The sequence below is a fragment of the Hymenobacter sp. BT559 genome (assembly GCF_016427535.1).
Classification (GTDB): Bacteria; Bacteroidota; Bacteroidia; order Cytophagales; family Hymenobacteraceae; genus Hymenobacter.
Map to the genome: position 1 here is coordinate 283,730 of NZ_JAELXV010000001.1, position 20,822 is coordinate 304,551.

Annotated in this window: 24 protein-coding genes; 10 read left to right on the forward strand and 14 right to left on the reverse strand. The window is 60.7% G+C overall.

Going from position 1 to position 20,822, the window contains the following annotated elements; all coding sequences use genetic code 11:
* Positions 1–33: 33 nt before the first annotated feature.
* The 4 genes from JAO77_RS01205 to JAO77_RS01220 all read right to left on the reverse strand — a co-directional run bounded on the left by JAO77_RS01205 (position 34) and on the right by JAO77_RS01220 (position 2,410).
* Positions 34–456 (reverse strand): hypothetical protein, encoded by a 423-nt coding sequence (locus JAO77_RS01205; protein ID WP_198988450.1) that lies wholly within the window; start codon positions 454–456, stop codon positions 34–36.
* 85 nt (positions 457–541) lie between these two features.
* Positions 542–1,483, reverse strand: a complete 942-nt coding sequence (locus JAO77_RS01210; RefSeq protein ID WP_198988451.1) for an MBL fold metallo-hydrolase — start codon at positions 1,481–1,483, stop codon at positions 542–544.
* Between the two features lie 124 nt (positions 1,484–1,607).
* Positions 1,608–1,925, reverse strand: a complete 318-nt coding sequence (locus tag JAO77_RS01215) for a hypothetical protein (RefSeq protein ID WP_198988452.1) — start codon at positions 1,923–1,925, stop codon at positions 1,608–1,610.
* Positions 1,926–2,062: 137 nt separating this feature from the next.
* Positions 2,063–2,410, reverse strand: coding sequence for a hypothetical protein (locus JAO77_RS01220; protein WP_198988453.1), 348 nt, complete (start codon positions 2,408–2,410; stop codon positions 2,063–2,065).
* Between the two features lie 91 nt (positions 2,411–2,501).
* Here JAO77_RS01220 and JAO77_RS01225 point away from each other — a divergent pair, with 91 nt between their 5' ends.
* Positions 2,502–3,122: a thioredoxin family protein gene (locus tag JAO77_RS01225; RefSeq protein ID WP_198988454.1), complete on the forward strand. Its 621-nt coding sequence runs from the start codon at positions 2,502–2,504 to the stop codon at positions 3,120–3,122.
* 4 nt (positions 3,123–3,126) lie between these two features.
* Here JAO77_RS01225 and JAO77_RS01230 read toward each other — a convergent pair whose 3' ends face one another.
* Positions 3,127–3,657, reverse strand: coding sequence for a GNAT family N-acetyltransferase (locus tag JAO77_RS01230; RefSeq protein ID WP_198988455.1), 531 nt, complete (start codon positions 3,655–3,657; stop codon positions 3,127–3,129).
* A 107-nt stretch (positions 3,658–3,764) separates the two neighbouring features.
* On the opposite strand from JAO77_RS01230, the gene JAO77_RS01235 reads away from it, so the two are divergent.
* The gene (locus JAO77_RS01235) at positions 3,765–4,514 is read left to right on the forward strand and encodes an SDR family oxidoreductase (RefSeq protein WP_198988456.1); all 750 of its coding nucleotides are present in this window, start codon (positions 3,765–3,767) and stop codon (positions 4,512–4,514) included.
* A 79-nt stretch (positions 4,515–4,593) separates the two neighbouring features.
* Here the strand turns inward: JAO77_RS01235 and JAO77_RS01240 are convergent, their stop codons facing one another.
* Positions 4,594–5,085: a hypothetical protein gene (locus JAO77_RS01240; RefSeq protein WP_198988457.1), complete on the reverse strand. Its 492-nt coding sequence runs from the start codon at positions 5,083–5,085 to the stop codon at positions 4,594–4,596.
* 467 nt (positions 5,086–5,552) lie between these two features.
* On the opposite strand from JAO77_RS01240, the gene JAO77_RS01245 reads away from it, so the two are divergent.
* Both JAO77_RS01245 and JAO77_RS01250 read left to right on the forward strand, forming a co-directional pair.
* Positions 5,553–6,665 carry a glycoside hydrolase family 43 protein gene (locus tag JAO77_RS01245; RefSeq protein WP_198988458.1) on the forward strand — a complete coding sequence of 371 codons (1,113 nt, stop codon included), beginning with the start codon at positions 5,553–5,555 and terminating at the stop codon, positions 6,663–6,665.
* 158 nt (positions 6,666–6,823) lie between these two features.
* Positions 6,824–7,264: a BLUF domain-containing protein gene (locus tag JAO77_RS01250; protein WP_198988459.1), complete on the forward strand. Its 441-nt coding sequence runs from the start codon at positions 6,824–6,826 to the stop codon at positions 7,262–7,264.
* Positions 7,265–7,359: 95 nt separating this feature from the next.
* Here JAO77_RS01250 and JAO77_RS01255 read toward each other — a convergent pair whose 3' ends face one another.
* The 3 genes from JAO77_RS01255 to JAO77_RS01265 form a co-directional block, all read right to left on the reverse strand.
* Positions 7,360–8,874: a malate:quinone oxidoreductase gene (locus JAO77_RS01255; protein ID WP_198988460.1), complete on the reverse strand. Its 1,515-nt coding sequence runs from the start codon at positions 8,872–8,874 to the stop codon at positions 7,360–7,362.
* A 172-nt stretch (positions 8,875–9,046) separates the two neighbouring features.
* Entirely contained in the window at positions 9,047–9,580 is a 534-nt protein-coding gene (locus JAO77_RS01260) for a 2'-5' RNA ligase family protein (RefSeq protein WP_198988461.1), read from the reverse strand.
* Between the two features lie 24 nt (positions 9,581–9,604).
* Positions 9,605–10,252, reverse strand: coding sequence for a CatB-related O-acetyltransferase (locus JAO77_RS01265; RefSeq protein ID WP_198988462.1), 648 nt, complete (start codon positions 10,250–10,252; stop codon positions 9,605–9,607).
* A 109-nt stretch (positions 10,253–10,361) separates the two neighbouring features.
* Between JAO77_RS01265 and JAO77_RS01270 the strand changes: the two genes are divergently transcribed.
* Both JAO77_RS01270 and JAO77_RS01275 read left to right on the forward strand, forming a co-directional pair.
* Positions 10,362–11,489, forward strand: a complete 1,128-nt coding sequence (locus tag JAO77_RS01270; protein ID WP_235998170.1) for a spore photoproduct lyase family protein — start codon at positions 10,362–10,364, stop codon at positions 11,487–11,489.
* Between the two features lie 89 nt (positions 11,490–11,578).
* Positions 11,579–12,301 (forward strand): hypothetical protein, encoded by a 723-nt coding sequence (locus tag JAO77_RS01275; protein WP_198988463.1) that lies wholly within the window; start codon positions 11,579–11,581, stop codon positions 12,299–12,301.
* 10 nt (positions 12,302–12,311) lie between these two features.
* Here JAO77_RS01275 and JAO77_RS01280 read toward each other — a convergent pair whose 3' ends face one another.
* Positions 12,312–12,584 carry a hypothetical protein gene (locus JAO77_RS01280; RefSeq protein WP_198988464.1) on the reverse strand — a complete coding sequence of 91 codons (273 nt, stop codon included), beginning with the start codon at positions 12,582–12,584 and terminating at the stop codon, positions 12,312–12,314.
* Between the two features lie 66 nt (positions 12,585–12,650).
* On the opposite strand from JAO77_RS01280, the gene JAO77_RS01285 reads away from it, so the two are divergent.
* Positions 12,651–13,199 (forward strand): hypothetical protein, encoded by a 549-nt coding sequence (locus tag JAO77_RS01285; protein WP_198988465.1) that lies wholly within the window; start codon positions 12,651–12,653, stop codon positions 13,197–13,199.
* A gap of 33 nt (positions 13,200–13,232) precedes the next feature.
* Here JAO77_RS01285 and JAO77_RS01290 read toward each other — a convergent pair whose 3' ends face one another.
* The 3 genes from JAO77_RS01290 to JAO77_RS01300 all read right to left on the reverse strand — a co-directional run bounded on the left by JAO77_RS01290 (position 13,233) and on the right by JAO77_RS01300 (position 16,062).
* On the reverse strand, positions 13,233–14,330 hold the full coding sequence (locus tag JAO77_RS01290) for a mechanosensitive ion channel family protein (protein WP_198988466.1): 1,098 nt from the start codon (positions 14,328–14,330) through the stop codon (positions 13,233–13,235).
* A 106-nt stretch (positions 14,331–14,436) separates the two neighbouring features.
* Positions 14,437–15,027: an NUDIX hydrolase gene (locus tag JAO77_RS01295; protein WP_235998171.1), complete on the reverse strand. Its 591-nt coding sequence runs from the start codon at positions 15,025–15,027 to the stop codon at positions 14,437–14,439.
* Between the two features lie 96 nt (positions 15,028–15,123).
* Positions 15,124–16,062: an alpha/beta fold hydrolase gene (locus tag JAO77_RS01300; RefSeq protein WP_198988467.1), complete on the reverse strand. Its 939-nt coding sequence runs from the start codon at positions 16,060–16,062 to the stop codon at positions 15,124–15,126.
* A 261-nt stretch (positions 16,063–16,323) separates the two neighbouring features.
* Here JAO77_RS01300 and JAO77_RS01305 point away from each other — a divergent pair, with 261 nt between their 5' ends.
* From JAO77_RS01305 to JAO77_RS01315, 3 genes are all read left to right on the forward strand, one after another.
* Positions 16,324–16,515 carry a cold-shock protein gene (locus tag JAO77_RS01305; RefSeq protein WP_198988468.1) on the forward strand — a complete coding sequence of 64 codons (192 nt, stop codon included), beginning with the start codon at positions 16,324–16,326 and terminating at the stop codon, positions 16,513–16,515.
* A 165-nt stretch (positions 16,516–16,680) separates the two neighbouring features.
* Positions 16,681–17,496, forward strand: a complete 816-nt coding sequence (locus JAO77_RS01310; RefSeq protein ID WP_198988469.1) for a PhzF family phenazine biosynthesis protein — start codon at positions 16,681–16,683, stop codon at positions 17,494–17,496.
* Between the two features lie 172 nt (positions 17,497–17,668).
* On the forward strand, positions 17,669–18,409 hold the full coding sequence (locus tag JAO77_RS01315) for a LytR/AlgR family response regulator transcription factor (protein WP_198988470.1): 741 nt from the start codon (positions 17,669–17,671) through the stop codon (positions 18,407–18,409).
* 84 nt (positions 18,410–18,493) lie between these two features.
* Here JAO77_RS01315 and JAO77_RS01320 read toward each other — a convergent pair whose 3' ends face one another.
* On the reverse strand, positions 18,494–20,767 hold the full coding sequence (locus JAO77_RS01320) for a PAS domain-containing hybrid sensor histidine kinase/response regulator (protein WP_198988471.1): 2,274 nt from the start codon (positions 20,765–20,767) through the stop codon (positions 18,494–18,496).
* Between the last annotated feature and the right edge of the window lie 55 nt (positions 20,768–20,822).

A 20,822-nucleotide genomic window follows, 5' to 3' on the forward strand; every position in this document is an offset into this window, starting at 1 on the left:
TAGGCCGCAACGGCACGCCTCGCTAGTCTGGGGCTAACGGGCTGCCCTAGGGGCCGCCACCAGCTCATACACGCCCTTATTGCCCACCGGGTAGCCGGCAATGCTAATGGTGAGGCGCCGCGTGCCAGGCTCGTATCGGAAGGTGCCGCGCTGTACGTCTGGGCCTTTTAAGTCGCTGAATTTAAAATAAATGCTGTCGCCCTTAGTGGTGAAGCGGCCGTGCTGCGTGAAATAGCGTGGGCCGCTGCTGCCCAGCAGCAAGCTTAGGCGCTTGTCGTAGGTGCCATCGGCACGCAGGGCCAGCGTGCCGCCCACGCCCTGCACCACGGTGGGCGGCTCGCCAGTGGTGTGGTCGTACACGGTGTAGGCCGTGTAGCTATAGGTGGTGTAAAAGGCAAGGGGCAGCTTGGGCCCCGGCGGCACCAGCAAGGTTAGCGCCAGCAATCGACTAGTCATACAGTCCTGGAAAAAAGAAGCACGCCGCCGCCCGCATCACAAAAATGGGGCAGCGGCGTGCCTAGGGCAAAAAGTTAGCCGAAGACTACTTAGCAGCGTAGGTCCGGGCGCGGCGCTTTTTGCGGCGGCCACCCACCAGTAGCCAGCCGGCGCCGGCCAGCAGCAAGCCAATGCCCACAGCGGCAGCTTGCTTGGGTAGCTTATCCTCGGCGGGCGGGGGCAGGTGCTCGACGCCGCTGGCGTCGACGCGGGCGGGCTCGTGTAGGTAGCGGCCCTGGGCGGGCAGGGGGTAGTTGTTGGCTAGGTGCTGCAAGTCTACCAGCGCTTGCAGACCATTGAGCACGGGGCCGTGGCCGCAGCCAATGTTACGCGGCTCCAGGGCCGCCAGCTTCTGCACCGACTCGCGGCACTGCTGCCAGTCGTAGTTGAAGGGCGCCCCGGCCACGCTGATTTTAGGAATACCCAGCAGCACGCTCGGTACCGATTCGTGGTCGGTGGTGGCAAAGGCATCGGCGCCGATGAGCGTGTGGTCGGCCTCGCGGAAGAGGGCTATCTGCCCCGGCGCGTGGCCAGGCACGTGCACCCAGCGCCAATTGGCCAGGAAAGGCGCCGTTTCGTCGTCGGTGTTCAGAGGTTCTACCACGTCAGTGAGGTCGGGTAGGTCATTCGGGAAGAACCGGCTCATAAAGGCCAACGAGCCGCCCACGGTGGGGTCGCGGGGCGGATACTTGGCCTTACTGGTTACGTAGGGCAGCTCTAGCGGGTGCACGATAACGGGCACCTGCCAGGCCGCCGCCAACTCTTTGGCCGAGCCTAGGTGGTCGAGGTGGCCGTGGGTAAGCAGGATGGCCTGCGGCTTGGCGCCGGGGCCAAACAGCTCGGTGGCCGCCGCTTGAATCTCTTTTTCCGAGCCCGGCAGGCCCGTATCAATGAGTACCCATTCGTTGTCGTTGCCGGCCTCGACAAAGTACACGTTCACAAAGCGCTTGATGCGGAGCTGGTGCACGCCTGCGGCTAACTGGTCCATAAGAAGAAGTGGAATAAGTGAGGTAGTGAGGAGGTAAGCATACGGCATAGCCTCGTGCGAGGGTACGTGTCGCCCTTGCCTGGCCACGCCTTGCATTACCTGCTCACTTCCGGGACTGCTTTGCCTACTTCTTAGGTTCGTGCACGTCGCCTTGCGGCGTGAAATTGGTGCCCGAATCGGGCTTGGGCGGATTGCTGGCGTTCACATCGCGCACGTGGCCGTTTTCGGGAGTAGGGGTGCGGCCAGCGGTGCTGCTGCCGCCCGGCGCCTGCACCGGCTCGGCTGCTACGGGCGTAGCCTCCGCGCTACCTAGGAGGTTTTTGAGGCTGGTAACCCCCTTCTTAAAAAGCCGGCCTTTGTTGGTAGCCAGAAAAAATATGCCGGTGCCCAGGGTTACAGCGGCGAGGCCGTACCAGGCGGGTTTGGTGCCTTTCGTGTTCATAATCAGAAGCAAGTAAAATGAATGGCTAGCAGCGCTGAGCTGCTAGCCGCGCGGTATACGGCCCCTAGGGGCAGGGTGGAGGCCCAAATGCGGCCCCAGAGCTACTTTTTTAAAGCCCCACCACTGGGCGGCCGAGGTTACTTCACGGGCTGGCTGCTCACTTGGCCGGTCTGTTTGTCTACCTCAAAGCGGGCGCGGTTAGGCATGCGATTGGCCCAGTCGGTGCGGGGCACCAGCACTTGCCAAGTGGCCTCGTTATCGTTCACGCGGGCCGAGTCGGGCACGTACAAGGCGGCGTTGGGGAGTGTCTGAATGTGGCGCGCCACGGCCGCACGGGCGCTGGCTTCGTCGGGAGCGGGCGTGGCAGCAGCGGTAGGCGCGGCTTCGGCCGAAGGGGCAGTGCTGGTGGTAGTAGGCGTGGGCTGGCAGCTGGCCAGCACCCCGGCACCTAGGGCGAGCAGGGAAAAAAGCTTGGTCGTCGTCATGCCGCAAAGCTATTAGTCGCGGCGGCTGCTCGGCGGTAGCTAGCCAACTGCCGTACTTATTTGTTACACACCCAAAACCAACTACGCTAGCATGACACCCACCCCTGCTCCCCCCGTGCTGAGCACCGAACACTTTGCGGCAGCCTACACCTACGCCGCCTACCGCCAGCTCCTCGACGACCTACTGGCCGAAGGCAAAACCACTGGCCCCCAGCAAACTACCGAGCTCGTGGAGTATACCGCCCTCAATGTGCAGCGCATGCACCGCCTCGACAAAACGGTGAAGGTGCAGCCCGCCCTAGCTGCCGCGGCGGCAGGGCTGCAAGGCCAGTATATCTGGCTCATCATTACCGAAGGCTGGTGCGGCGATGCGGCCCAAATCGTGCCCGTGCTAGAGGCCGTGGCCGCCGCCAGCCAGGGCCACCTCACCACGCGCTACGTGCTGCGCGATGAGCACCCCGCCCTCATGGACCAGTACCTCACGGGCACCAGCCGCGCCATTCCCAAGCTGGTAGTGCTGGATGCCAATACGCTCGCCGAAATCACGCACTGGGGCCCGCGCCCGGTACCCGCCCGCGAGCTGGTGCAGCGCCTCAAGGCCGAGGGCATGCCCCACGACGACTTTATTCGGGAGCTGCACACCTGGTACGCTCACGACCGCACCCAGGCTACCCAAAACGAGATGCTGGCGCTAGTGCAGGGCCTAAGCTAGCGCCCTAGGCCACTGATTTGGTCAGCTCCAGCAGCGTAAGTGGCTGCCGTGGCTGGCCAAACGCCGTGGTGTCCGGAAAAGGTTCGTGCTGGCCGGTGCGCACGTAGCCGTGGCGCTCGTACCAGGCCAGCAGCTCGGGCCGGGCCGACAGCACGGTTATTTTGATGGTAGTGCAGCCTTGCTGGCGGGCATAAGCCTCGGCGTGGGCCAGCAGCTGCCGGCCCACGCCCTGCGCCTGGGCCGCGGGCGCCACGGCCAGCGTGCCTAGGTAGAGCCGGGGGGCTTTCGGCTCTAGGTACACGCACCCCAGCAGCTGGTCGGCCTGCACGCACTTGAGCAGCGCTGCTTGGTTGATGCCCATCGTTGCTACCATGTCTCGCACGTGGATTTCGCTGATGCGAGGTCCTTCGAGCAAATGCATTTCGGTAGTCCACGCCTGGGGCGAGGCCGGCCCGCGGTATGCTTGGTTGATGAGCGCCGTGAGCGCTGGCGCATCGGCTAGCGTAGCAGGCAGGATGGTGGGGGCTGGTTGCACGCCACAAAAATACGGACCTAGGGGCCCGGGGCGCCAACCCAGGCGGCGGGCTCGCGTTGTAACCCCTTTCCGGCGGCGCGGGCCGGCTCACTCTACTTAGCAACTGTATGAACCTCAGCAATAACACTGTGCTGCTTACTGGCGGTGCCTCTGGCATCGGCCTAGCTCTGGCCCAGCGCCTGCGCCAGGCGGGCAGCGAAGTCATCATCTGTGGCCGCCGCGCCAGCAAGCTGCGCGAAGCCCAGCAGCAGGTGCCGGGCCTGCACATCTACGAAACCGACCTTGCCGAGCCTATCGAGCGGGCCGCGCTGGCCCGGCGCGTAGTGGCCGACTTCCCGGCCCTCAACGTGCTCATCAACAATGCTGGTATCCAGAACCGCTTTCAGGTGGCGGACCTAGGCCCCGACCTGGCCGCCTGGGAAACACAGCGCCAGGAAATCGCCATCAACTTCGAAGCGCCTATTCACCTGAGCGCCCTGCTGCTGCCACACTTGCGCCAGCAAGCCAATGCTGCTATCATCAATGTGTCGTCGGGCCTGGCGTTTGCGCCAATGGCGGCGGCACCCATCTATAGCGCAACCAAGGCGGCGGTGCACTCCTTTACCATGTCCTTGCGCCAGCAACTGGCCGACACCGGCGTGCAAGTGCTCGAGATAGTGCCGCCCGGCGTCAACACCGACCTCGGCGGGCCGGGCCTGCACACCTGGGCCGTGCCCGTCGATGAATTTGCCGACAGCATCGTGGCGCGCCTGGCCGCCGGTGAACAAGAGGTTGGCTACGGCACCTCCGAGAGCATTCGCCTAGGTTCTCGCGCCGACATCGACGCGCGGTTTAAGCAAATGAACGCCCCTAAGTAGTAGAAGTTAGTGATAAGTAACTAACAGCTAGTAGAATGTTGATAATCGGCTAGCTGTTAATTACTAAATCGAATCGTATTTATGCTTTCTCGCCCACTGTCCAGCCCTTGCGCGGGGTCGGCGTTTCGTCGGGGCCGGTGATGAAGCGGTCGGTAAGCAAGCCAGTCGTGAAGGCATAAATGCCTTTGTGCACGAGGTCAATAGCCTGCTCGTCGCGCGGCCACGTCCACGGTAGGGCGCCTACCCCCGTAGCATTTTCTAGGGTTTGGTCGTTGAGGAGCCGCAGGTTCAAGAACAAGAACGAGCCCACCGGGCCGCGGATGCCGCGCTCGGCCATGAGGGCACGCACGGCGCCCAGCACAATACCTTGTCCCCAGTGCATGGTCCAGTTCAGACCTAGGCGCTCCTCGTCGGGCTTGTGCGGCAGTTGGAGCAGCCGCTCTAGGGTATGAGCGGGCACGTAGGAGTTGGGGCGCTTGGTGAAAAGCTGCTCTAGCTTCTCGGCCAGCGTCATGGCGGCTACCCCGGCCGCGCCGGCCACTAGCCCATAAAGTACTGTCTTGCCTGTCATGGTATGTCTTTCGCTCGGGCCACGCCGCAAAGGCGGCCGAACTGCTTGTGGCTTCTTGAGTAGATGGTGGCTTGGGCAGCGACTAGCCCTAGGGTAGGCGCTGCCGACGTGTCTCTACGACAGCGCCCCGCCGCAGTTGGAGGCTTGGAATAAGCTCAACTATCTGATTATCTCCTTCATAGAGCCTAGTAAAATGTTGAAGGGAAAGCTCCTGGGCCCGAAACATCAACTAGAAATCAACCAGAATAAAAAGGAAGAATAACAAGGTGGGCGCGCCTTCCTTGCTTGCATAGGGTAGAAGCAAAGCCTCGCAAGTAGCGGTCGGCGTGCGCCCCGCGCCCAACAAATGCTGCAAAACGCGCCTTTTTATACCACTATATTTTCGGCAAGGCTATCATAACGAAACCGATAGGTGAGGCAAAAAAACTAGCGTGTAGCTTGCGAGCCCAATAGTTATTTCCCCCCAAATGCTCCACCATTTCTCTCTTCGCCGGCCCGCGCTCGTGCTGGCGGCGCCCCTGCTCTTAGCAGCTTGCCAGAGCCAGCCCACCCAGCAAACCGACGCTGCTACCACTGCCCCCGAGGCCAAAGCCGACTCTACCAGCGGCAAGCCCAAGTTTCTCAGCAAGCCGCTGGTGAGCGACATCTACACCGCCGACCCCTCGGCGCACGTTTTCAACGGCAAAATCTACATCTATCCCTCGCACGATATCGAGACGGGGATGCCGGAAAATGACAAGGGCGACCACTTCGCCATGCGCGACTACCACATCCTGTCGATGGACAGCATTGGCGGCAAAGTCACCGACCACGGCGTGGCCCTTGATACCAAAGACATTCCGTGGGCCGGCCGCCAGCTATGGGCGCCCGACGCGGCCTTCAAAAGCGGCACCTACTACCTCTACTTCCCAGTTAAGGACAAGCAGGACGTATTCCGCATTGGGGTAGCCACTAGCTCGTCACCCACCGGGCCGTTCAAGGCGGAGCCTAAGCCTATTGTGGGCAGCTTCAGCATTGACCCGGCCGTGTTTACCGACACCGATGGCAAGGCCTATATGTACTTTGGCGGCCTGTGGGGCGGCCAGCTGCAGCGCTGGGCCACTGGTAAATACAATGCGAATGCCGCTGAGAAGAAGCCCGATGGCGACGAGCCTGCCATTGGAGCCCGCGTGGCCCAGCTCACGCCCGACATGAAGCAGTTTGCCGGCCCGGTAAAAGAGGTCGTCATTCTCGATTCCCTAGGTAAGCCGCTCAAGGCTAAGGACAACACCCACCGCTTTTTCGAGGGCGCCTGGATGCACAAGTACCAGGGCAAGTATTATTTCTCGTATTCGACTGGCGATACCCACCTGCTAGCCTATGCTGTGGGCACCTCGCCTGCCGGGCCCTTCACTTACAAAGGCGTCATTATGAAGCCCGTGCAGGGCTGGACCACGCACCACTCCATCGTTGAGTTCAAGGGCAAGTGGTACATTTTCTACCACGACACCGAGCTCAGCAACAAGACTTGGCTGCGCAACGTGAAGGTGACCGAGCTCAAGCGCAACCCCGATGGCAGCATCGTGACTATCACGCCCTAGGTCCCCTTTAACGTTTAAAAAAGCCATTAAGCCGGCGGTCTGGCCTTCTAGCTGAAGGACGAGGCCGCCGGTTTTTGGTGCGCCATTGAGTAAGCTGCCATTGCGGTAATACACTAGCTTTGCTACCCCGTTATCCCTCTTACACTATCAGTTACTCAATGCAAGTCCAGCAGCTAATCTACCAAAGCTCACCCACTGCTACTCTTACCTCCACGCAGTTGCAGCAGCTACTGCCCACCTGGCGCGCCAACAACCAGGCGGCCACCATTAGCGGCCTGCTGCTCTACGGCGACGAGGGCATAATGCAGGTGCTGGAGGGCCCCGCCGAGCACGTGCACCAAACCTACGCGCGCATCTTGCGCGACCGCCGCCACTACAACATCTACACGGTGGCCGATGGCCTAGTGCCTACCCGCGCCTTTACCGAGTGGAGCATGGGGTTTGTGCACCTAGGAGCGCCCGACCTCGACCAACTGGCCGGCTACGTAAGCCTGGCCCGGCCCAATCAGCTGCTGCCCACCCAGGCCGAAGAGTGGCCCGAGCTGCTGGCGCTGCTGCAAGAGTTTGTGGCCCGCGAGCAATACCCAGCTGCTGGCTAAATAACTAGTACAGCCCCACAAAAAAGTCGGGGGCGGCAGTAGCTATCTACTGTCGCCCCCGACTTTTTTGTGGGGCTGTAAAAGCGGCTTATAGATTAAGCCTCATCAAGCTTCAGCACCTTGGCCGAGTGTGCCCGAATGGAAGCGCACAGGCTACGGCTCTCGGCCAGCGGCTGCCCAAACGAGGGCACCAGCCGGTGAAATACGGCTTGCCACGCCTCGGTAGCTGCCTGCTCGGGGAAGCAGCGCTGCACCAAGTCGAGCATGATGCTCACGGCGGTGCTGGCGCCCGGCGAGGCACCTAGGAGGGCGGCAATGGAACCATCGGCCGCGGTAACTACTTCGGTGCCGAACTCTAGCACGCCACCTTTTTTCTTGTCCTTCTTGATAACCTGCACGCGCTGGCCGGCTACTTCGAGCTGCCAGTCCTGGGGCTTGGCGCCGGGGTAGTACTCGCGCAAAGCCGCGATGCGCTGCTCTGGGGTTTGGAGTACTTGCCCGATGAGGTACTTGGTGAGCGGAATATTGCGTGCGCCAGCGTAGAGCAGCGGCCGAATATTGCCAAGCTCGATGGAGCGGAACAAGTCGGAGTACGAACCCTGCTTCAAGAACTTGGTGCTGAAACCGGCATAAGGGCCGAATAGTAGCTCCTTGCGTCCATTTATCTGGCGCGTATCGAGGTGAGGCACCGACATGGGTGGCGAGCCCACAGCAGCCTTGCCGTATACCTTGGCCTCGTGGTGGGCTATCACCTCGGGGTTGAGGCACTTGAGCCACTGCCCGCTCACGGGGAAACCACCGAAGCCATTGGCCTCTGGAATATCCGATTTTTCGAGCAAATGCAACGTGCCCCCGCCGGCCCCGATAAACACGAAGCGCGTGCGCACCTTGCGGCTATTGCCCGAGGCCAAGTCCTTGATTTTAACCTGCCACGAGCCGCCTTCTTTGCGGCTCAAGTCTTTAATCTCTTGCCCTAGCTCGAACGTGACGCCCGACTGCTTACGTAGGTGGTCAAACAAGCTGCGGGTGAGCGCGCCAAAGTTGACGTCGGTGCCAATGTCCATGCGGGTGGCGGCCACCGGCTGGTTGGGGTCGCGCCCATCCATCACCAGCGGTATCCACTCTTCTATCAGGGCTGGGTCGGTCGAAAACTCCATGCCCTTAAATAGCGGCGAGGCAATGAGCGCCTCGTAACGCTTACGTAGGTACTCCACATTAGCCTCGCCCCACACAAAGCTCATGTGCGGAATGGTGCGAATAAAATTCTCGGGCTCGGGCAGGCTGCCTTCCTGCACCAAGCTGGCCCAGAACTGCTTGCTCAGCTCAAACTGCTCGGCAATCTTATCAGCTTTCGAAATTTCGACTGAGCCATCGGGCATTTGCGGCGTGTAGTTGAGCTCGCAAAAAGCCGAGTGGCCGGTGCCGGCGTTGTTCCAGGCATCTGAGCTTTCGGCGGCTACCGCATCGAGGCGCTCGTAGATGGCAATGGTTAGCTTAGGGTCTAATTCTTTGAGCAATACGCCGAGGGTAGCGCTCATTATGCCCGCCCCAATGAGCACCACATCGGTGTCGAGAGGCTTAGAAGTAGTGATAGGAGAAGTAAGATTCACGGGTAAATTAACCAGTAGGGCGAAGTCTTCCCTACGCAAAAGCGGCCGAAAGGTACAAAAGCCCTTAACCTAAATTTGATGAACTCAGTGCCCGCATTTGTCAATACTTCTGCAAACGAATGCGGAAGCACGACAGTTAAATGGCCGCGCTAGTAAGCTTGACACCAGTGTTTTACTGTTGGGCTTTGCTATCTGGCGCACCAAAGCTAAACTGTTGCAATAGCTCCCACGGTCCGCCACGGTAGGCCCACAGCGCTAGGCCTGTACCTAGGGCCTCGAATGGCTGAAAACCAGCCGCTAGCTCTTCGTGCAGGCGGCGCGCCACGGCAGGGTCTACCTTGTTTTGCACCGTGATGTGGGGGCGCAGCCCCTGCTGGTCTTGGGGCGTCAGCCAGGCCTGCCACTGCCGCTGCAAGCGCTTGTGCAGGGCCGGTAAAGTCGGGTTATCGAGGGTGTACATTACCCCACGACCCATGAATTTTACGCCCGTGGCTTGTAGCGGTAGCGGCGCGGGCTGCGCGGCCGCCACGGCCTCTAGGTCAGCCACAATGGTCGCCTGCTCGTCGCCCGGCAAAGCATGGAAAAGCGTGAGGTGAGCGCTGAGATAATTGATTTTAGGGGGAAAGTAGAGGCGGCGCTGCTCGTCAAAGAAAGCCTGGCTGGCCTCATCGAGCGTGAGCGTAAGAATGAGCGGGGCGGTAGTCATAGCCTAGGCATACGTAAGCGCGACTTATTCCGCTCGCTCCAGCGCCCCTAGGTCGAGGCTGCAAATGGCTTGCTGGTGGCGCGTGATTTTGGCGGCGTCCCAGTGCCACCAGGCCACGGCTTGCAGGCGGGCCACGGTAGCCTCATCGAAGCGCATGCGCACGATGGTGGCGGGGTTGCCGGCCACGATGGCATAGGGCGGCACGTCGCGCGTCACCACGGCTCGCGTGGCCACGATGGCGCCGTTGCCCACACGCACGCCAGGCATCAGCAGCGCGTCGTGGCCCAGCCACACGTCATTTTCTACTACCAAGTCGCCTTTGCTGGGAAAGGTGCTGGGGTCGAAGGCCGTCTCCCAGCCCTGCCCAAATACTGGGAACGGGTAGGTCGTGAATAAGTCGGTGCGGTGGTTGCCGCCGTTCATCACAAATTTCACCCCCGAGGCAATCTGGCAGAACCGCCCAATTCGCAGGCGGTCGCCCACAAACGGAAAGTGGTAGAGCACGTTGCGCTCAAAATTACGCACATCTTCAAAGTCGTCGTAGTAGGTGTAGTCGCCCACTTCGATGAGCGGATTGGTGATAATATTCTTCAAAAAAACCAGCCGCTCGTGGCCGCCAACGGGGTGCAGTAGCTCGGGCGCGGGACCGGTAGGAGTGAGGGAGTTGAGCATCGGAAAAAGAAGTATTATGAGTGATAAATACTTGTTAGTCAAGCCTAATAATTAGGGCCAAAACTAGCCGAAAACGACCTATTTGGGCGCGGTAGGCGTTTACTAAGCTATGCAGACCGACCTCTTTTTGCCCGTCCTCAATGCTCCCGCCCCCGCTGCCTTGCCGCCGCTCGACCTAGGCACGGCGCCCCGCACGCACGGCGCCAAGCTGTGGCTGCCCAAGCGTGTGCTCTTCACCCCCGATGCTTTACAGGAGGAGTACGGCCAGCAAATATTGGCCCGCGCCACCGCGCTCGACCTCGACATTGAGCTGCTGAAAAGCAACCGCCTCACCGGCCTGCGCGGCGATGATGAGCGCGCCACCTACCGCACTGCCAAAACCACGCTGGCCGTGGTGAACGCGCCCGCCGGGGCGCTGCGCCTGCAACCTACGCCCCCGTCGGCCGACTTCCAGCTTAACCTGGCCGAGGGCTGCCCTGCCCACTGCCAGTACTGCTACCTGGCCGGTAGCCTCAGCGGCCCGCCCGTGGTGCGCGCCTTTGCCAACCTGCCCAAGCTGCTAGCTAATACCCAGGTGTACGAGCGCGCCGACCGTCCCGTGAGCTTCGAGGCCAGCTGCTACACCGATGTGCTGGGTATCGAGCACCTCACCGGCGCCCTAGGGGAGTCCGTGCGCTACTTCGCCGGCCGCGAGGGCAGCCGGTTGCGCTTCGTGAGCAAGTACGACCATATCGACAGCCTGCTAGGCTTGCCGCACAATGGCCACACCCGCGCCCGCGCCTCGCTCAATGCCGAGCCGTTGGCCCGGCAGCTGGAGGGCGGCACCGCCAGCATCGAGGCGCGTATGCAGGCCCTGCGCCGACTGGCGCTGCCGGTGGCTCAGGGTGGGGGCGGCTACCCCGTGGGTATACTCATGGCGCCCATCATGCCCTTGCCCGACTGGCAGCAGCACTACGGCGAGCTGCTCGACCGCGTGCAGGCAGCCTTCGACTTTGACTGCGACCTCACCGTGGAGTTTGTGACGCACCGCTTCACGCCCGGCTCTAAGGAAGTGCTGCTCGGCTGGTACCCCAATACCACGCTCGACCTCAGCGAGGAAAGCCGCGCCGTGAAGCGCAATAAGTTTGGTGGCCTCAAGTACGTTTACGACGTGCCTACTATGAAGGAATTGAAAGCGTGGTTCTATGCCGAGTGGCAGCGGCGCTTTCCGCACGCTCCCATCCAGTACTGGACCTAGGGCACGGGCGCGTTGCAACTTGTTGCCAAAAAAGTGTACTTTGCAGTATGGTGCAAAGGTTGCGCCGCCGTCATTAGCGCCCCGTTGCTATGAAAAGCCTGCTTTATCTGCTTGGGCTGCTGGCGTTCAGTAGCAGTTGCGAAGCGCAGCGGCCGGCTCCCTATTCGGCGCCGGCCTATAAGGCCACGCTGCAGCAGCTTACGCAGCGCCGCACTGCGCTAGCCACGCGCTATACCAAGGCGACTACCCCAGCCGCCCAAGCCGCCTGCCTGGTTGAAGCCCGCAAGCTTTGGCTCAACGCCTTGGACAAAACCGTCTTTCCGGCTTGGGAGAGCACGCCTTGGAGCTTCTACGGCCAAACCTGGGCACCTAGGCAGGGCAGTGTAGCCTGCGGCTACTTCGTCACGACGGCCCTTTTCGATACTGGCCTGCGGTTGCAGCGTTCGCTGCTGGCCCGGCAGGGTTCCGAGCGGCTTATTAAAAATCTAGTGGCGGAGAAGAATATCAGCCGCTACCGCAAAATAAGCCAGGCCAATTTTGTGCAGCAGGTGCGCGCCCTCGGGCCGGGCCTCTACCTGGTGGGGCTCGATTTTCACGTGGCCTTTCTGCGCGTGAGTGAGGGCGGCGCTGTGCAAATGGTACACGCCTCCTGGATACGGCCCAAGCCGCGCGTAGTGCGCGAAGCTGCTGACTCTAGCCCCGCGCTCGCCTCTAAATACCGCGTAGTCGGCAAGCTCTCGGCCGATGATGCCTTGCTGAAGGCGTGGCTGCTTAGCCAGCCCCTAGCTGTGCACAACCTCTCCGTAAAATAGCCGCGGCTACCTAGCAGCCGCAGCGGTAGTCCGGCGCATTGGCGTAGGCCGGGGCCGGCGTGTCATCGAGGCGCAAGATGCGGTCGAGCCGCACTTCCTCGCCTGATGCCAACACGGCGTATTCGGCATGGTCGCGCGTCACGAAAGTGCGCAGGGTAGTCGGACCCTGGCATAGCTCGTGCAAGTCGTTGAAATACTGTAAATACACTTGCTGCTTGCGGGTGGCGGCGGCTTCGAGCACGTCGTAGAAGTCGCAGGCTACGGGTTTATAATCGGTTAGCATACCTAGGGTTAATAAGTTGGTAGTAGTTTACGCACTCCATCAGCCGCGCGTTAAGCAGTAAGCTATATGACCATCGCCGAGTTTTGGCGCAGCCAGCAATTCAGCTATCTCGCCACTTATTCCTTCAACCGCGGGCCCAAGCTCGCCGCATTGCACCAAGCTACAAGTAAGGCTATTGAAGACCTCAAGCAGTCAATACCTTCTAGCAGATTTATGCAGCAGATTAAGCTAAGACGACAATTAGCTGAACTGGAGAAGCAAATGCAAATGGGCTTGTACCGAAAACGATTAACCAATCAGCAACTAATCATGGATAGTACCGCTGACCAAGTTGCAGTGATTAAGTGCAATTCGCTAGAAGCTAAGCAAGTAGATGCAATATTTCGGGCGACACCTGGAGAGGTTGTTTACGCTGCATGTCCACCGGTTTACCGCGATGCGCTGGCTTTTTACGATGAGCAGGGCCAGTTGCTACGAGTGCTTAATATCTGCTTTGGGTGCTTATTTATGGAAACTAATGACGAGGTAGCAGTAGGAGCTAATGTGAACATTTATGAGGCGCTCCGTAAGCTATTTATCGACCTAGGACACCCAATCGAGGACCACGAGCATTAACTTAGAAACAGGCTAGCATTTAGCCGTTGCTCATCATTTAACACTGGCTAATACACTTTTACCAGTCCCCTCATCTTGCAGCAGCGCCCGGGTGCGTGGTAGGCTTTCGGGGTAATTGGCTTGCAGAAAAGCCATCATGTGCTCGCGCACAAAACAGCGCAGGTCGAAGAGCGCGCTGGCATTGGCCGCGCTCATCAGGCAGCGCAGCTCAATGGTGCGCTCCTTCGAGTCGGTGACCTGAAGCGCGCACACACGCTGGTCCCACAGCGAGTTGTCCGCCAGCAAGCGGCTCAGCTCAGTGCGGAGGGCCTCCACGGGCACCGTATAATCGACGTAGAGAAACGCCGTGCCCAGGAGCTGCGCGCTGCTGCGTGTCCAGTTCTGAAAAGGCTTCTCGATGAAATAATTAAGTGGCAGCACCAAGCGGCGCTCGTCCCAGATTTTGAGCACCACGTAGGTAAACGTGATTTCCTCTACCCGGCCCCATTCGCCCTCCACCACCAGCACATCGTCGAGCCGAATAGGCTGCGTAAAAGCCAGCTGAAAGCCGGCCAGCAAGTTGCTGATGGAGCGCTGCGCTGCAAAGCCCACAATAACGCTGGCAATACCGGCCGACGTGAGCAGGCCCGTACCTAGGCGGCGCACCGTAGCAAAGCTCATCAGCACCAGCCCCACCGCCACAAAGCCGATGAGCCCCACGGCCACGCGCTTCACAAATTGAAGCTGGGTGAAGAGTTTACGCGCCCGTAGATTGTCGCCGCTTTCGAGCTGATAGAAGCGTTGAATGAGGTCTTGGACCACGTCCAGGGTCTTGATGAGGCCCCAGGCAAAAGACAAAACCAGCATAAACTCAACTATCCGGCGCAGCACCTCAAACTGCTTGGGCGGCAGCGGCAGTAGCGGCAGCAGCAGCGACCACGCCAGCACCGGAAAGAAGAACGAACTGGCCCGGCGCAGGTGCAGTATCACCGACCGCGCGGCGGCCGAGTCCTCACGCCGGTCGTAGGCCCGTAGCCCAGCAAACAGCAGCCACTTCACTAGCAGCCCGGTGGCCAGGCCGCCCAGCAGCACCCCCAGCACTACAATTACATCGGGAAATCGCTCTAGCAATTCAGCAAATTGTTCTTTCATACTACCAGTGCCCCGCGCCGGTAAAGACGACCTTAGCGGTGGTCAGTGTACCCGGCGCGGAGCCGAAAGGTTGGTAAATGGCCGCCAGAGTGAATGGTGACCCCCGCTAGCACCCTAGGTGCCGCAAGGCTAGCAAGCACAGCGCCACCGAGCCCGACACCCGGATTTCGCCCTGCATAATGCGCTCGGCTACCTCGGCCAGCGGCACTAGCACCACCTCAATATTTTCGGTTTCGTCGAGGTCCTGCTCGGCCACGAGTTGCACCCCGCGGGCCAGAAAAAACGAGATGCTATTCGTGTCCTTCGTCGGGTTGTCGATGACTTCGAGCAGTGGCTCCAGCGGCGTGTCGGTATCGTAGCCGGTTTCTTCGCGCAGCTCGCGCCGGGCGGCACCTAGGGGCGAGGTTTCGCCCTCGTCGACCACGCCGCCGGGCAGCTCCAGCAAGATTTGGCCCGCCGCGTGCTTGTACTGGCGCACAAAAACTACTTGGTCGTCAGCGGTCAGCGGGAAGGTGAGCACCACGTGCGGCCGCACGCTCACAAAATAGTCGTCGAGCACCTGGCCGCTGGGCAGCTCCACGTGGTCGCGCCGCAGCTTGTACCACGGGTGGTCAAATACCAGTTCCGATTTTAGCGTTTTCCAGGGTTCAATCTTAGGTGCCATCATGAAGGGTGATAAGTCAATGTCAAGCAGCAAAAGGCGCAAGATATGGCCGGGCCGACCCCGGCAGCGCGTGCCTCAGCGCTTGCTGGCGGCTGGTGGCCTAGATGCCACCTAGGCCGCTCACGGCTACTAAATGCCTGGCAAGCCGCTTTTATGCTTCTTCAAAAGTAGCCAGAGGCCACCCACTGCCAGCACTCCAATGCCCACCGCCACGGCGGCCTTGGGCAGCCGGGCACGAGGGGCGGGGCGGCACTGCGCAATAGCAGCGTCTAGAAAATCGGCGCCGCTGGTGGCGGCCAAAATCAAGCGAATAGTTTCGGCTGGCTGGTCCCACTGCGGCAGGTGGCCGCACTGCGCAAACCAATACAGTCGGGCATCCGGGAATTTTTCGAGCGCTCGCTTCGACTCGCCGGGCCAGCACACGCGGTCTTGCCGGCCCCAGCCAATGACGAGCGGCGCCGAAATAGAAGACCTAGGCGCGCCTTGCTGCTCGTCGCCATACACTAAGTTGGTCAGGGCCTCCTCAAAAGAGGGGGCATTGGCGTAGCTGCGCAGCTCATCGAGTGCCGCCTGGGCCGGCACTCGCCACGGATGGGCCGAAAACTGCGCTAGCAGCAAGGTGCGCGTCACGGCATTGCCGGTGAGAGCCGGCATCAGGGGCTGCAAGGCTTTCAGCAGCTTCACCGACAAGCCTATGCTGTGGTAGAACACCGGTACTTGCCACCCCGCCCAAAACCCGCCGGGGTCGAGCGCCACCACCGCGCCCACTATGCCGCCGCGCCGGGCCAGCTCTAGCACCAGCCGTGCCCCCATCGAGCTGCCTACCACATCGATACCTAGGAGGTCGTGCCGCAGCAAAAAAGTCGTTACCGCATCGGCCAGCGTGCCGATAGTCACGGGCCCCGTCAGGGGCGGCGTAGCGCCAAAGCCGGGCAGGTCCACCGCCAGCACGTCGCGCTCGGCGGCCAACTCGTCCAGGATGGTTTGCCACGAGCGCCAACTGCCCCCAATGCCGTGTAGCAGCAAAAGGGGCTTGCCGGCCCCACGCCGCACGTAGTTCATTTCCATAAATAGTGAAAAAATAAATACCGATGTATTGGTAAATAAAAAGCTGTTTCCGGCCCGTAATACGGTGTGTGCGCAAAACCAGGCATTCGGCGTGCGCTGCCAGCGGCACCCGGCAACGGCTGCCACGCCGGCGGCTCAGTAAATAAGGCCTACCTTTGGGTCAAAGACCAATCGACTTGTGTAAGTACAATCGGCTTAGTTCGCTAAGTTGCTTCTGTAGGTTCGCTGCTGCTTGCTCTATCACTTTTTATCCTTAGCATCATGCAAACAGGAACCGTAAAATTCTTCAACGAAACCAAAGGCTTCGGCTTCATCAAAGTAGACCAGAGCGGCGAAGATGTCTTCGTGCACGTAACCGACCTCATCAGCGAAATTCGCGAAAATGACAAGGTGCAGTTTGAAATTGCCCAGGGCAAAAAAGGCCCGAACGCCGTGAAAGTATCGCTCGTTTAAGGAACGAGTAGCTGCTCAGGCCACTAGAAAAAGCCTCGCTGGTTCGCCAGCGAGGCTTTTTTGTATAAGGGCGGGAAGCGTTGCATTGTTTCTTTGTAACCTAGGAAGCCCGCCGCCAGGCAAGCATCCCGGGCCTGCTGCCTTTTTTAATCTCCCTCGTTCGCTATGCCCATCCCCATTTACCAAGTCGACGCGTTTGCGCGCGGCCCGTTCACTGGCAATCCGGCCGCCGTGTGCCCCCTCCCCGAGTGGCTGCCGGCCGACACTATGCAGCAGATTGCGGCCGAAAACAACCTCGCCGAAACGGCTTTTTTCATTCCCTTGCCAGCCGGCGGTGAGGCCGATTTTCACTTGCGCTGGTTTACGCCCACGTTCGAGATTGACCTGTGCGGGCATGCCACGCTGGCCACCGCCCACGTGCTCTGGAACGAGCGCGGCTTCGCCAAGCCCGAAATTGCCTTTTTAAGTCAGAGCGGAGTATTGCGCGTGCGCCGCGAGGAAGACGGCCGCCTAGTGCTCGACTTTCCGAGCCGCCCACCGCAGCTGCTGGCCATCGAGCAGCACCCCGAGGTGCTGATGCAGTCGCTCGGGCCCGGCGCGGCCACGCCGCTGGCCGTGCTGGCTTCCCGCGACCTGGTAGTCGAGTTTGCCCACGCCGATGAAGTGCTAGCGCTGCGACCCGATTTTGCCGCCCTCATCGACCTAGGCTACATTGGCCTCGTGGCCACCGCGCCGGGCACGGGCGGCGTCGATTTTGTGTCGCGCTTCTTCGCCCCCGAGGTAGGCGTGCCCGAAGACCCTGTTACGGGCTCAGCCCACAGCACACTCATCCCGTTCTGGGCCGAGAAGCTAGGCAAGACCGAGCTGTTTGCCCGCCAAGAGTCGGCACGGGGTGGCGAGCTATGGTGCCGCCTGCGCGGCGACCGCGTCGATATCGGCGGCTACGCTGTGACGTACCTGCGCGGCGAGCTGGCAGTGTAGAGCTTAGGTCTGTTCGGCACATCCAGTTGGCGGTTGGGCCTATAGGGTAGGGCGTTTAGCTGCCTAGGGCGCGGATTAAGTCATTGCGGGCGTTAACTTTAATTTTGCTAAAGCAAAATCTGACTATCAGCGCGCTTCGTACCTGTCGGCCAAGATTTTCGACCTTCCTTTTATGCCTGTTACTGCTACCGCTACCCCTCAGCTTACCTGCGTCATCGTCGATGACAATGAAATAAATCGTCTCACCCTCGAGCATTTGGTGGACCTAACACCCGAACTCACGCTAGTGGCCTCGCTGCCGGGTGGGGTCGAGGCCCTCCATTATTTTCGGCAAGGCGGTCAATGCGACCTGCTGCTGCTCGATGTGGAGATGCCCAACCTCTCGGGCCTGGAGCTAGCCAAAATGCTGCCCGCCCCCGCGCCCGCCGTGGTGCTCGTGACCACGCACCGCAGCTTCGCAGTAGCGGCATTTGAGCTACAAGTCACTGATTACTTGGTAAAGCCCGTTGAGTTTAGCCGCTTTAGCCAGGCAGTAGCTAGGGTGCTGGCGGCGCGTCCCGCACCGGCCCCTGCGCGCTCGGCCGCTCCCAAGCAGCTCGCTGCCGCCGACTTGTTTGTGAAGGTGGGCACCCGTACCATCAAGGTAGATTTCAATGAGGTGCTATACATCGAAGCGCTTTCGACCTACTCGGTGCTGGTGACATCCTCGCACAAGCATATTGTTTATCTCACACTCAAGAACTTAGCTGAGCGCCTGCCGTTTGATAATTTCCTGCGAGTGCATCGCTCCTACATCGTGAACATGCAGCGCATCGAGGCCGTCGAAGACTATATGTTGAAGATTGGGCCCTACGAGGTGCCAGTTGGCAAGTCGTACCAAGAAGAGTTTCTGCGCAACCTGCAGAGCTTGTAAGTCATCCAAAGTCAGTAATTAGCATAAGGGGTGGTGAGCGTAATACGCTATGTATTACGCCCACCACCCCTTATGCTAAACGAGTTACTCAACATTCATCACCCCCAGCTCCTTAGGTAGGGTATCGAGGGCGCGCTGCACCTGAGCCGTGAGCTGCATAACGGCGGCGGGCAGCAGGGCGTAGGCGGCGGGCTGGGCCTGCTCCAGCAGCAGCACGGCGGCCTCTACCTCCCGGATGCCCAGCGATTCGAGGCTGGGCTTGATGTGGTGCACGACTTTGGCGGCTTCGGGCCACTGGGCCGCTGCCGTAGCATTGGCTAGCTGGGCCAGGCTGCCGGGCATATTTTGCAAAAACGAGCGAATGATTTTGACGACAAACGCCTCGCGGCCCCGCGCCAGGGTGCGCAGCTTGGTGAGGTCGTAGGCGGGGCTAGGGGGCGGCAGCACGCGCACTAGCGTGTGGTACACCTCCTCCTCGTCGAAAGGCTTGGCCAAGCATTCGGCCATGCCAGCAGACAGGTAGCGGTCGCAGTCGGCCCGGAAAGCATTGGCCGTGAGCGCCACGATGGGGCAGTTGGCCCGCAAGGGGTCGGGCAGGGCCCGAATGGCAGCGGTGGCATCGAGCCCATTGAGGCCGGGCATCTGAATGTCCATGAGTATCAGGTCGTAGGGCGCCTCGTCGCGTACGCGGGCCACTCCCACCAGACCATCTTCGGCTTCTTCTACCTCCACGCCCCAGCCTTCAAGCAGTAGGCGGGCCACGGTGCGGTTTATCTCGTTATCCTCGATTACCAGCACCCGGCGGCCGCGCAGCGCGCCCGTGTCGTAGGCATCGGCGACGGGCTCGGCCAGGGGAGCCGGTGCCTTGGGCAGCGTAAGCACGAAGGCAAAGATGCTGCCCTGGCCCGGCGTGCTGCACAGCGTGAGCGCGCCACCTAGCTGAGCCACCAAGGCCCGCGAGATGCTCAGGCCCAGGCCCGTGCCCCCAAAGCGCCGGGTGGTGTCGGCGTAGGCTTGCGTAAAGCCTTCAAAAATAAGCTCTTGCTTGTCGGGCGCAATGCCGATGCCCGAGTCCTCTACGCTGAAGCGTACGGTAAGCGTCTCGTCGGTTTCGGACAGCTGCTCACCTACCACTACCACGCTGCCCCCGGGCTCGGTAAACTTGATGGCATTGGCCACTAGGTTGAGCAAAATCTGATTTAGGCGCAGGGCATCGCCTAGTACCCAGGGGTGCGAGCAAGTGGTTTGTAGCCGCGTGCCCGAAAACCGAATGCCTTTATCCTGCGCCTGCGCAACGAGCGGCTGCAACGCCTCGTGCATCGAGTCGCAGATATTAAAGGCCGACTCTTCGAGCTCTAGCTTGCCCGACGTGATTTTGGCCATGTCGAGCACATCGTTAATAACCCCCAGCAGGTGCTGGCCCGAGTGCCGAATGGTGCGCAAAAACTCTTGCTGGCGGGCCGTGAGAGCCGTACGGGCCAGCTGCGCCGCCATGCCCAACACCCCGTTGAGGGGCGTGCGCATTTCGTGGCTCATGTTAGCCAAGAAATTTTCGCGAGCCAGCACGGCGGCTTCGGCGGCCTGCTTGGCCCGGGTAAGCTGGCACTCGGCCTGGCGGCGGTCGGTGATGTCGGTGCTCACGCCGAGTACCTGCTGCGTGCCATCGGCGCGTACTAGCAGGCGCTTCACGGTGTGGAAGTACAGCTCCTGCCCCGAGTTTAAAGTCATATGGCTTTCTACTTCGAGCGGCTCGCCAGTGGCCAGCACCTGCGCGTTGGTAGCGCGGTAGCTGGCCAGCTGCTGGGCTTGCGTGGGGGTCGGCGGGTGGTCGGCAGTAGGATGCAGATGGCCAGATTTGGCACGGAGCTCAGTAGCTGCCCGGTTCTCAAATACGAGGGTGCCTTCTGCATCGCGCACGTGCACCAGGTTGGGCATCGTGGCTAGAATGTCATTGATGAATGCCTGCTGCTCGAGTAGTTGCTCTTCGGCCAGTATGCGGCCCGTAGTTTCGGCTAGGTAAAGCGTGACGCTGCCAGCAGGCGGCATTGTAGCAACTACGCTCAGCTGGAAGTAGCGGCTGCCCACTTGGAGCTGGGCCGTTGGCTGCCCGGCCAGGCCGGCCTTGGCGGCGTCCCGCAGGGCTTGGCGTACCCGTACTTGCTCGGCCCGGCTGAGGCCGTGGCGCAGGCTTAGGGCCGCGGGATTGGCATAAAGCTGCCGGCCCGCCGCGTCGTAGCGCAAAATAGGGTTGGGGTTGTGCTCGGGCAGATTGGCTAGCAGCTGTAAGTCGGCCACCTGGCGGCGCAGGTCGGCTAGCTCAGCAGCCGTAGTTGCTTCGGTTGAAGCAGTAATAAACATAGTCGGCTTGTAGAAAAGGACAGTGGATAATGGATAGTGGTAATAGAGTGTGATA

Coding starts and splice junctions, on each gene's coding strand:
- JAO77_RS01205 (WP_198988450.1), bottom strand. CDS start 456: ATGACTAGTCGATTGCTGGCGCTAACCTTGCTGGTGCCGCCGGGGCCC.
- JAO77_RS01210 (WP_198988451.1), bottom strand. CDS start 1,483: ATGGACCAGTTAGCCGCAGGCGTGCACCAGCTCCGCATCAAGCGCTTT.
- JAO77_RS01215 (WP_198988452.1), bottom strand. CDS start 1,925: ATGAACACGAAAGGCACCAAACCCGCCTGGTACGGCCTCGCCGCTGTA.
- JAO77_RS01220 (WP_198988453.1), bottom strand. CDS start 2,410: ATGACGACGACCAAGCTTTTTTCCCTGCTCGCCCTAGGTGCCGGGGTG.
- JAO77_RS01225 (WP_198988454.1), top strand. CDS start 2,502: ATGACACCCACCCCTGCTCCCCCCGTGCTGAGCACCGAACACTTTGCG.
- JAO77_RS01235 (WP_198988456.1), top strand. CDS start 3,765: ATGAACCTCAGCAATAACACTGTGCTGCTTACTGGCGGTGCCTCTGGC.
- JAO77_RS01240 (WP_198988457.1), bottom strand. CDS start 5,085: ATGACAGGCAAGACAGTACTTTATGGGCTAGTGGCCGGCGCGGCCGGG.
- JAO77_RS01245 (WP_198988458.1), top strand. CDS start 5,553: ATGCTCCACCATTTCTCTCTTCGCCGGCCCGCGCTCGTGCTGGCGGCG.
- JAO77_RS01250 (WP_198988459.1), top strand. CDS start 6,824: ATGCAAGTCCAGCAGCTAATCTACCAAAGCTCACCCACTGCTACTCTT.
- JAO77_RS01260 (WP_198988461.1), bottom strand. CDS start 9,580: ATGACTACCGCCCCGCTCATTCTTACGCTCACGCTCGATGAGGCCAGC.
- JAO77_RS01265 (WP_198988462.1), bottom strand. CDS start 10,252: ATGCTCAACTCCCTCACTCCTACCGGTCCCGCGCCCGAGCTACTGCAC.
- JAO77_RS01270 (WP_235998170.1), top strand. CDS start 10,362: ATGCAGACCGACCTCTTTTTGCCCGTCCTCAATGCTCCCGCCCCCGCT.
- JAO77_RS01275 (WP_198988463.1), top strand. CDS start 11,579: ATGAAAAGCCTGCTTTATCTGCTTGGGCTGCTGGCGTTCAGTAGCAGT.
- JAO77_RS01280 (WP_198988464.1), bottom strand. CDS start 12,584: ATGCTAACCGATTATAAACCCGTAGCCTGCGACTTCTACGACGTGCTC.
- JAO77_RS01285 (WP_198988465.1), top strand. CDS start 12,651: ATGACCATCGCCGAGTTTTGGCGCAGCCAGCAATTCAGCTATCTCGCC.
- JAO77_RS01290 (WP_198988466.1), bottom strand. CDS start 14,330: ATGAAAGAACAATTTGCTGAATTGCTAGAGCGATTTCCCGATGTAATT.
- JAO77_RS01300 (WP_198988467.1), bottom strand. CDS start 16,062: ATGGAAATGAACTACGTGCGGCGTGGGGCCGGCAAGCCCCTTTTGCTG.
- JAO77_RS01305 (WP_198988468.1), top strand. CDS start 16,324: ATGCAAACAGGAACCGTAAAATTCTTCAACGAAACCAAAGGCTTCGGC.
- JAO77_RS01310 (WP_198988469.1), top strand. CDS start 16,681: ATGCCCATCCCCATTTACCAAGTCGACGCGTTTGCGCGCGGCCCGTTC.
- JAO77_RS01315 (WP_198988470.1), top strand. CDS start 17,669: ATGCCTGTTACTGCTACCGCTACCCCTCAGCTTACCTGCGTCATCGTC.
- JAO77_RS01320 (WP_198988471.1), bottom strand. CDS start 20,767: ATGTTTATTACTGCTTCAACCGAAGCAACTACGGCTGCTGAGCTAGCC.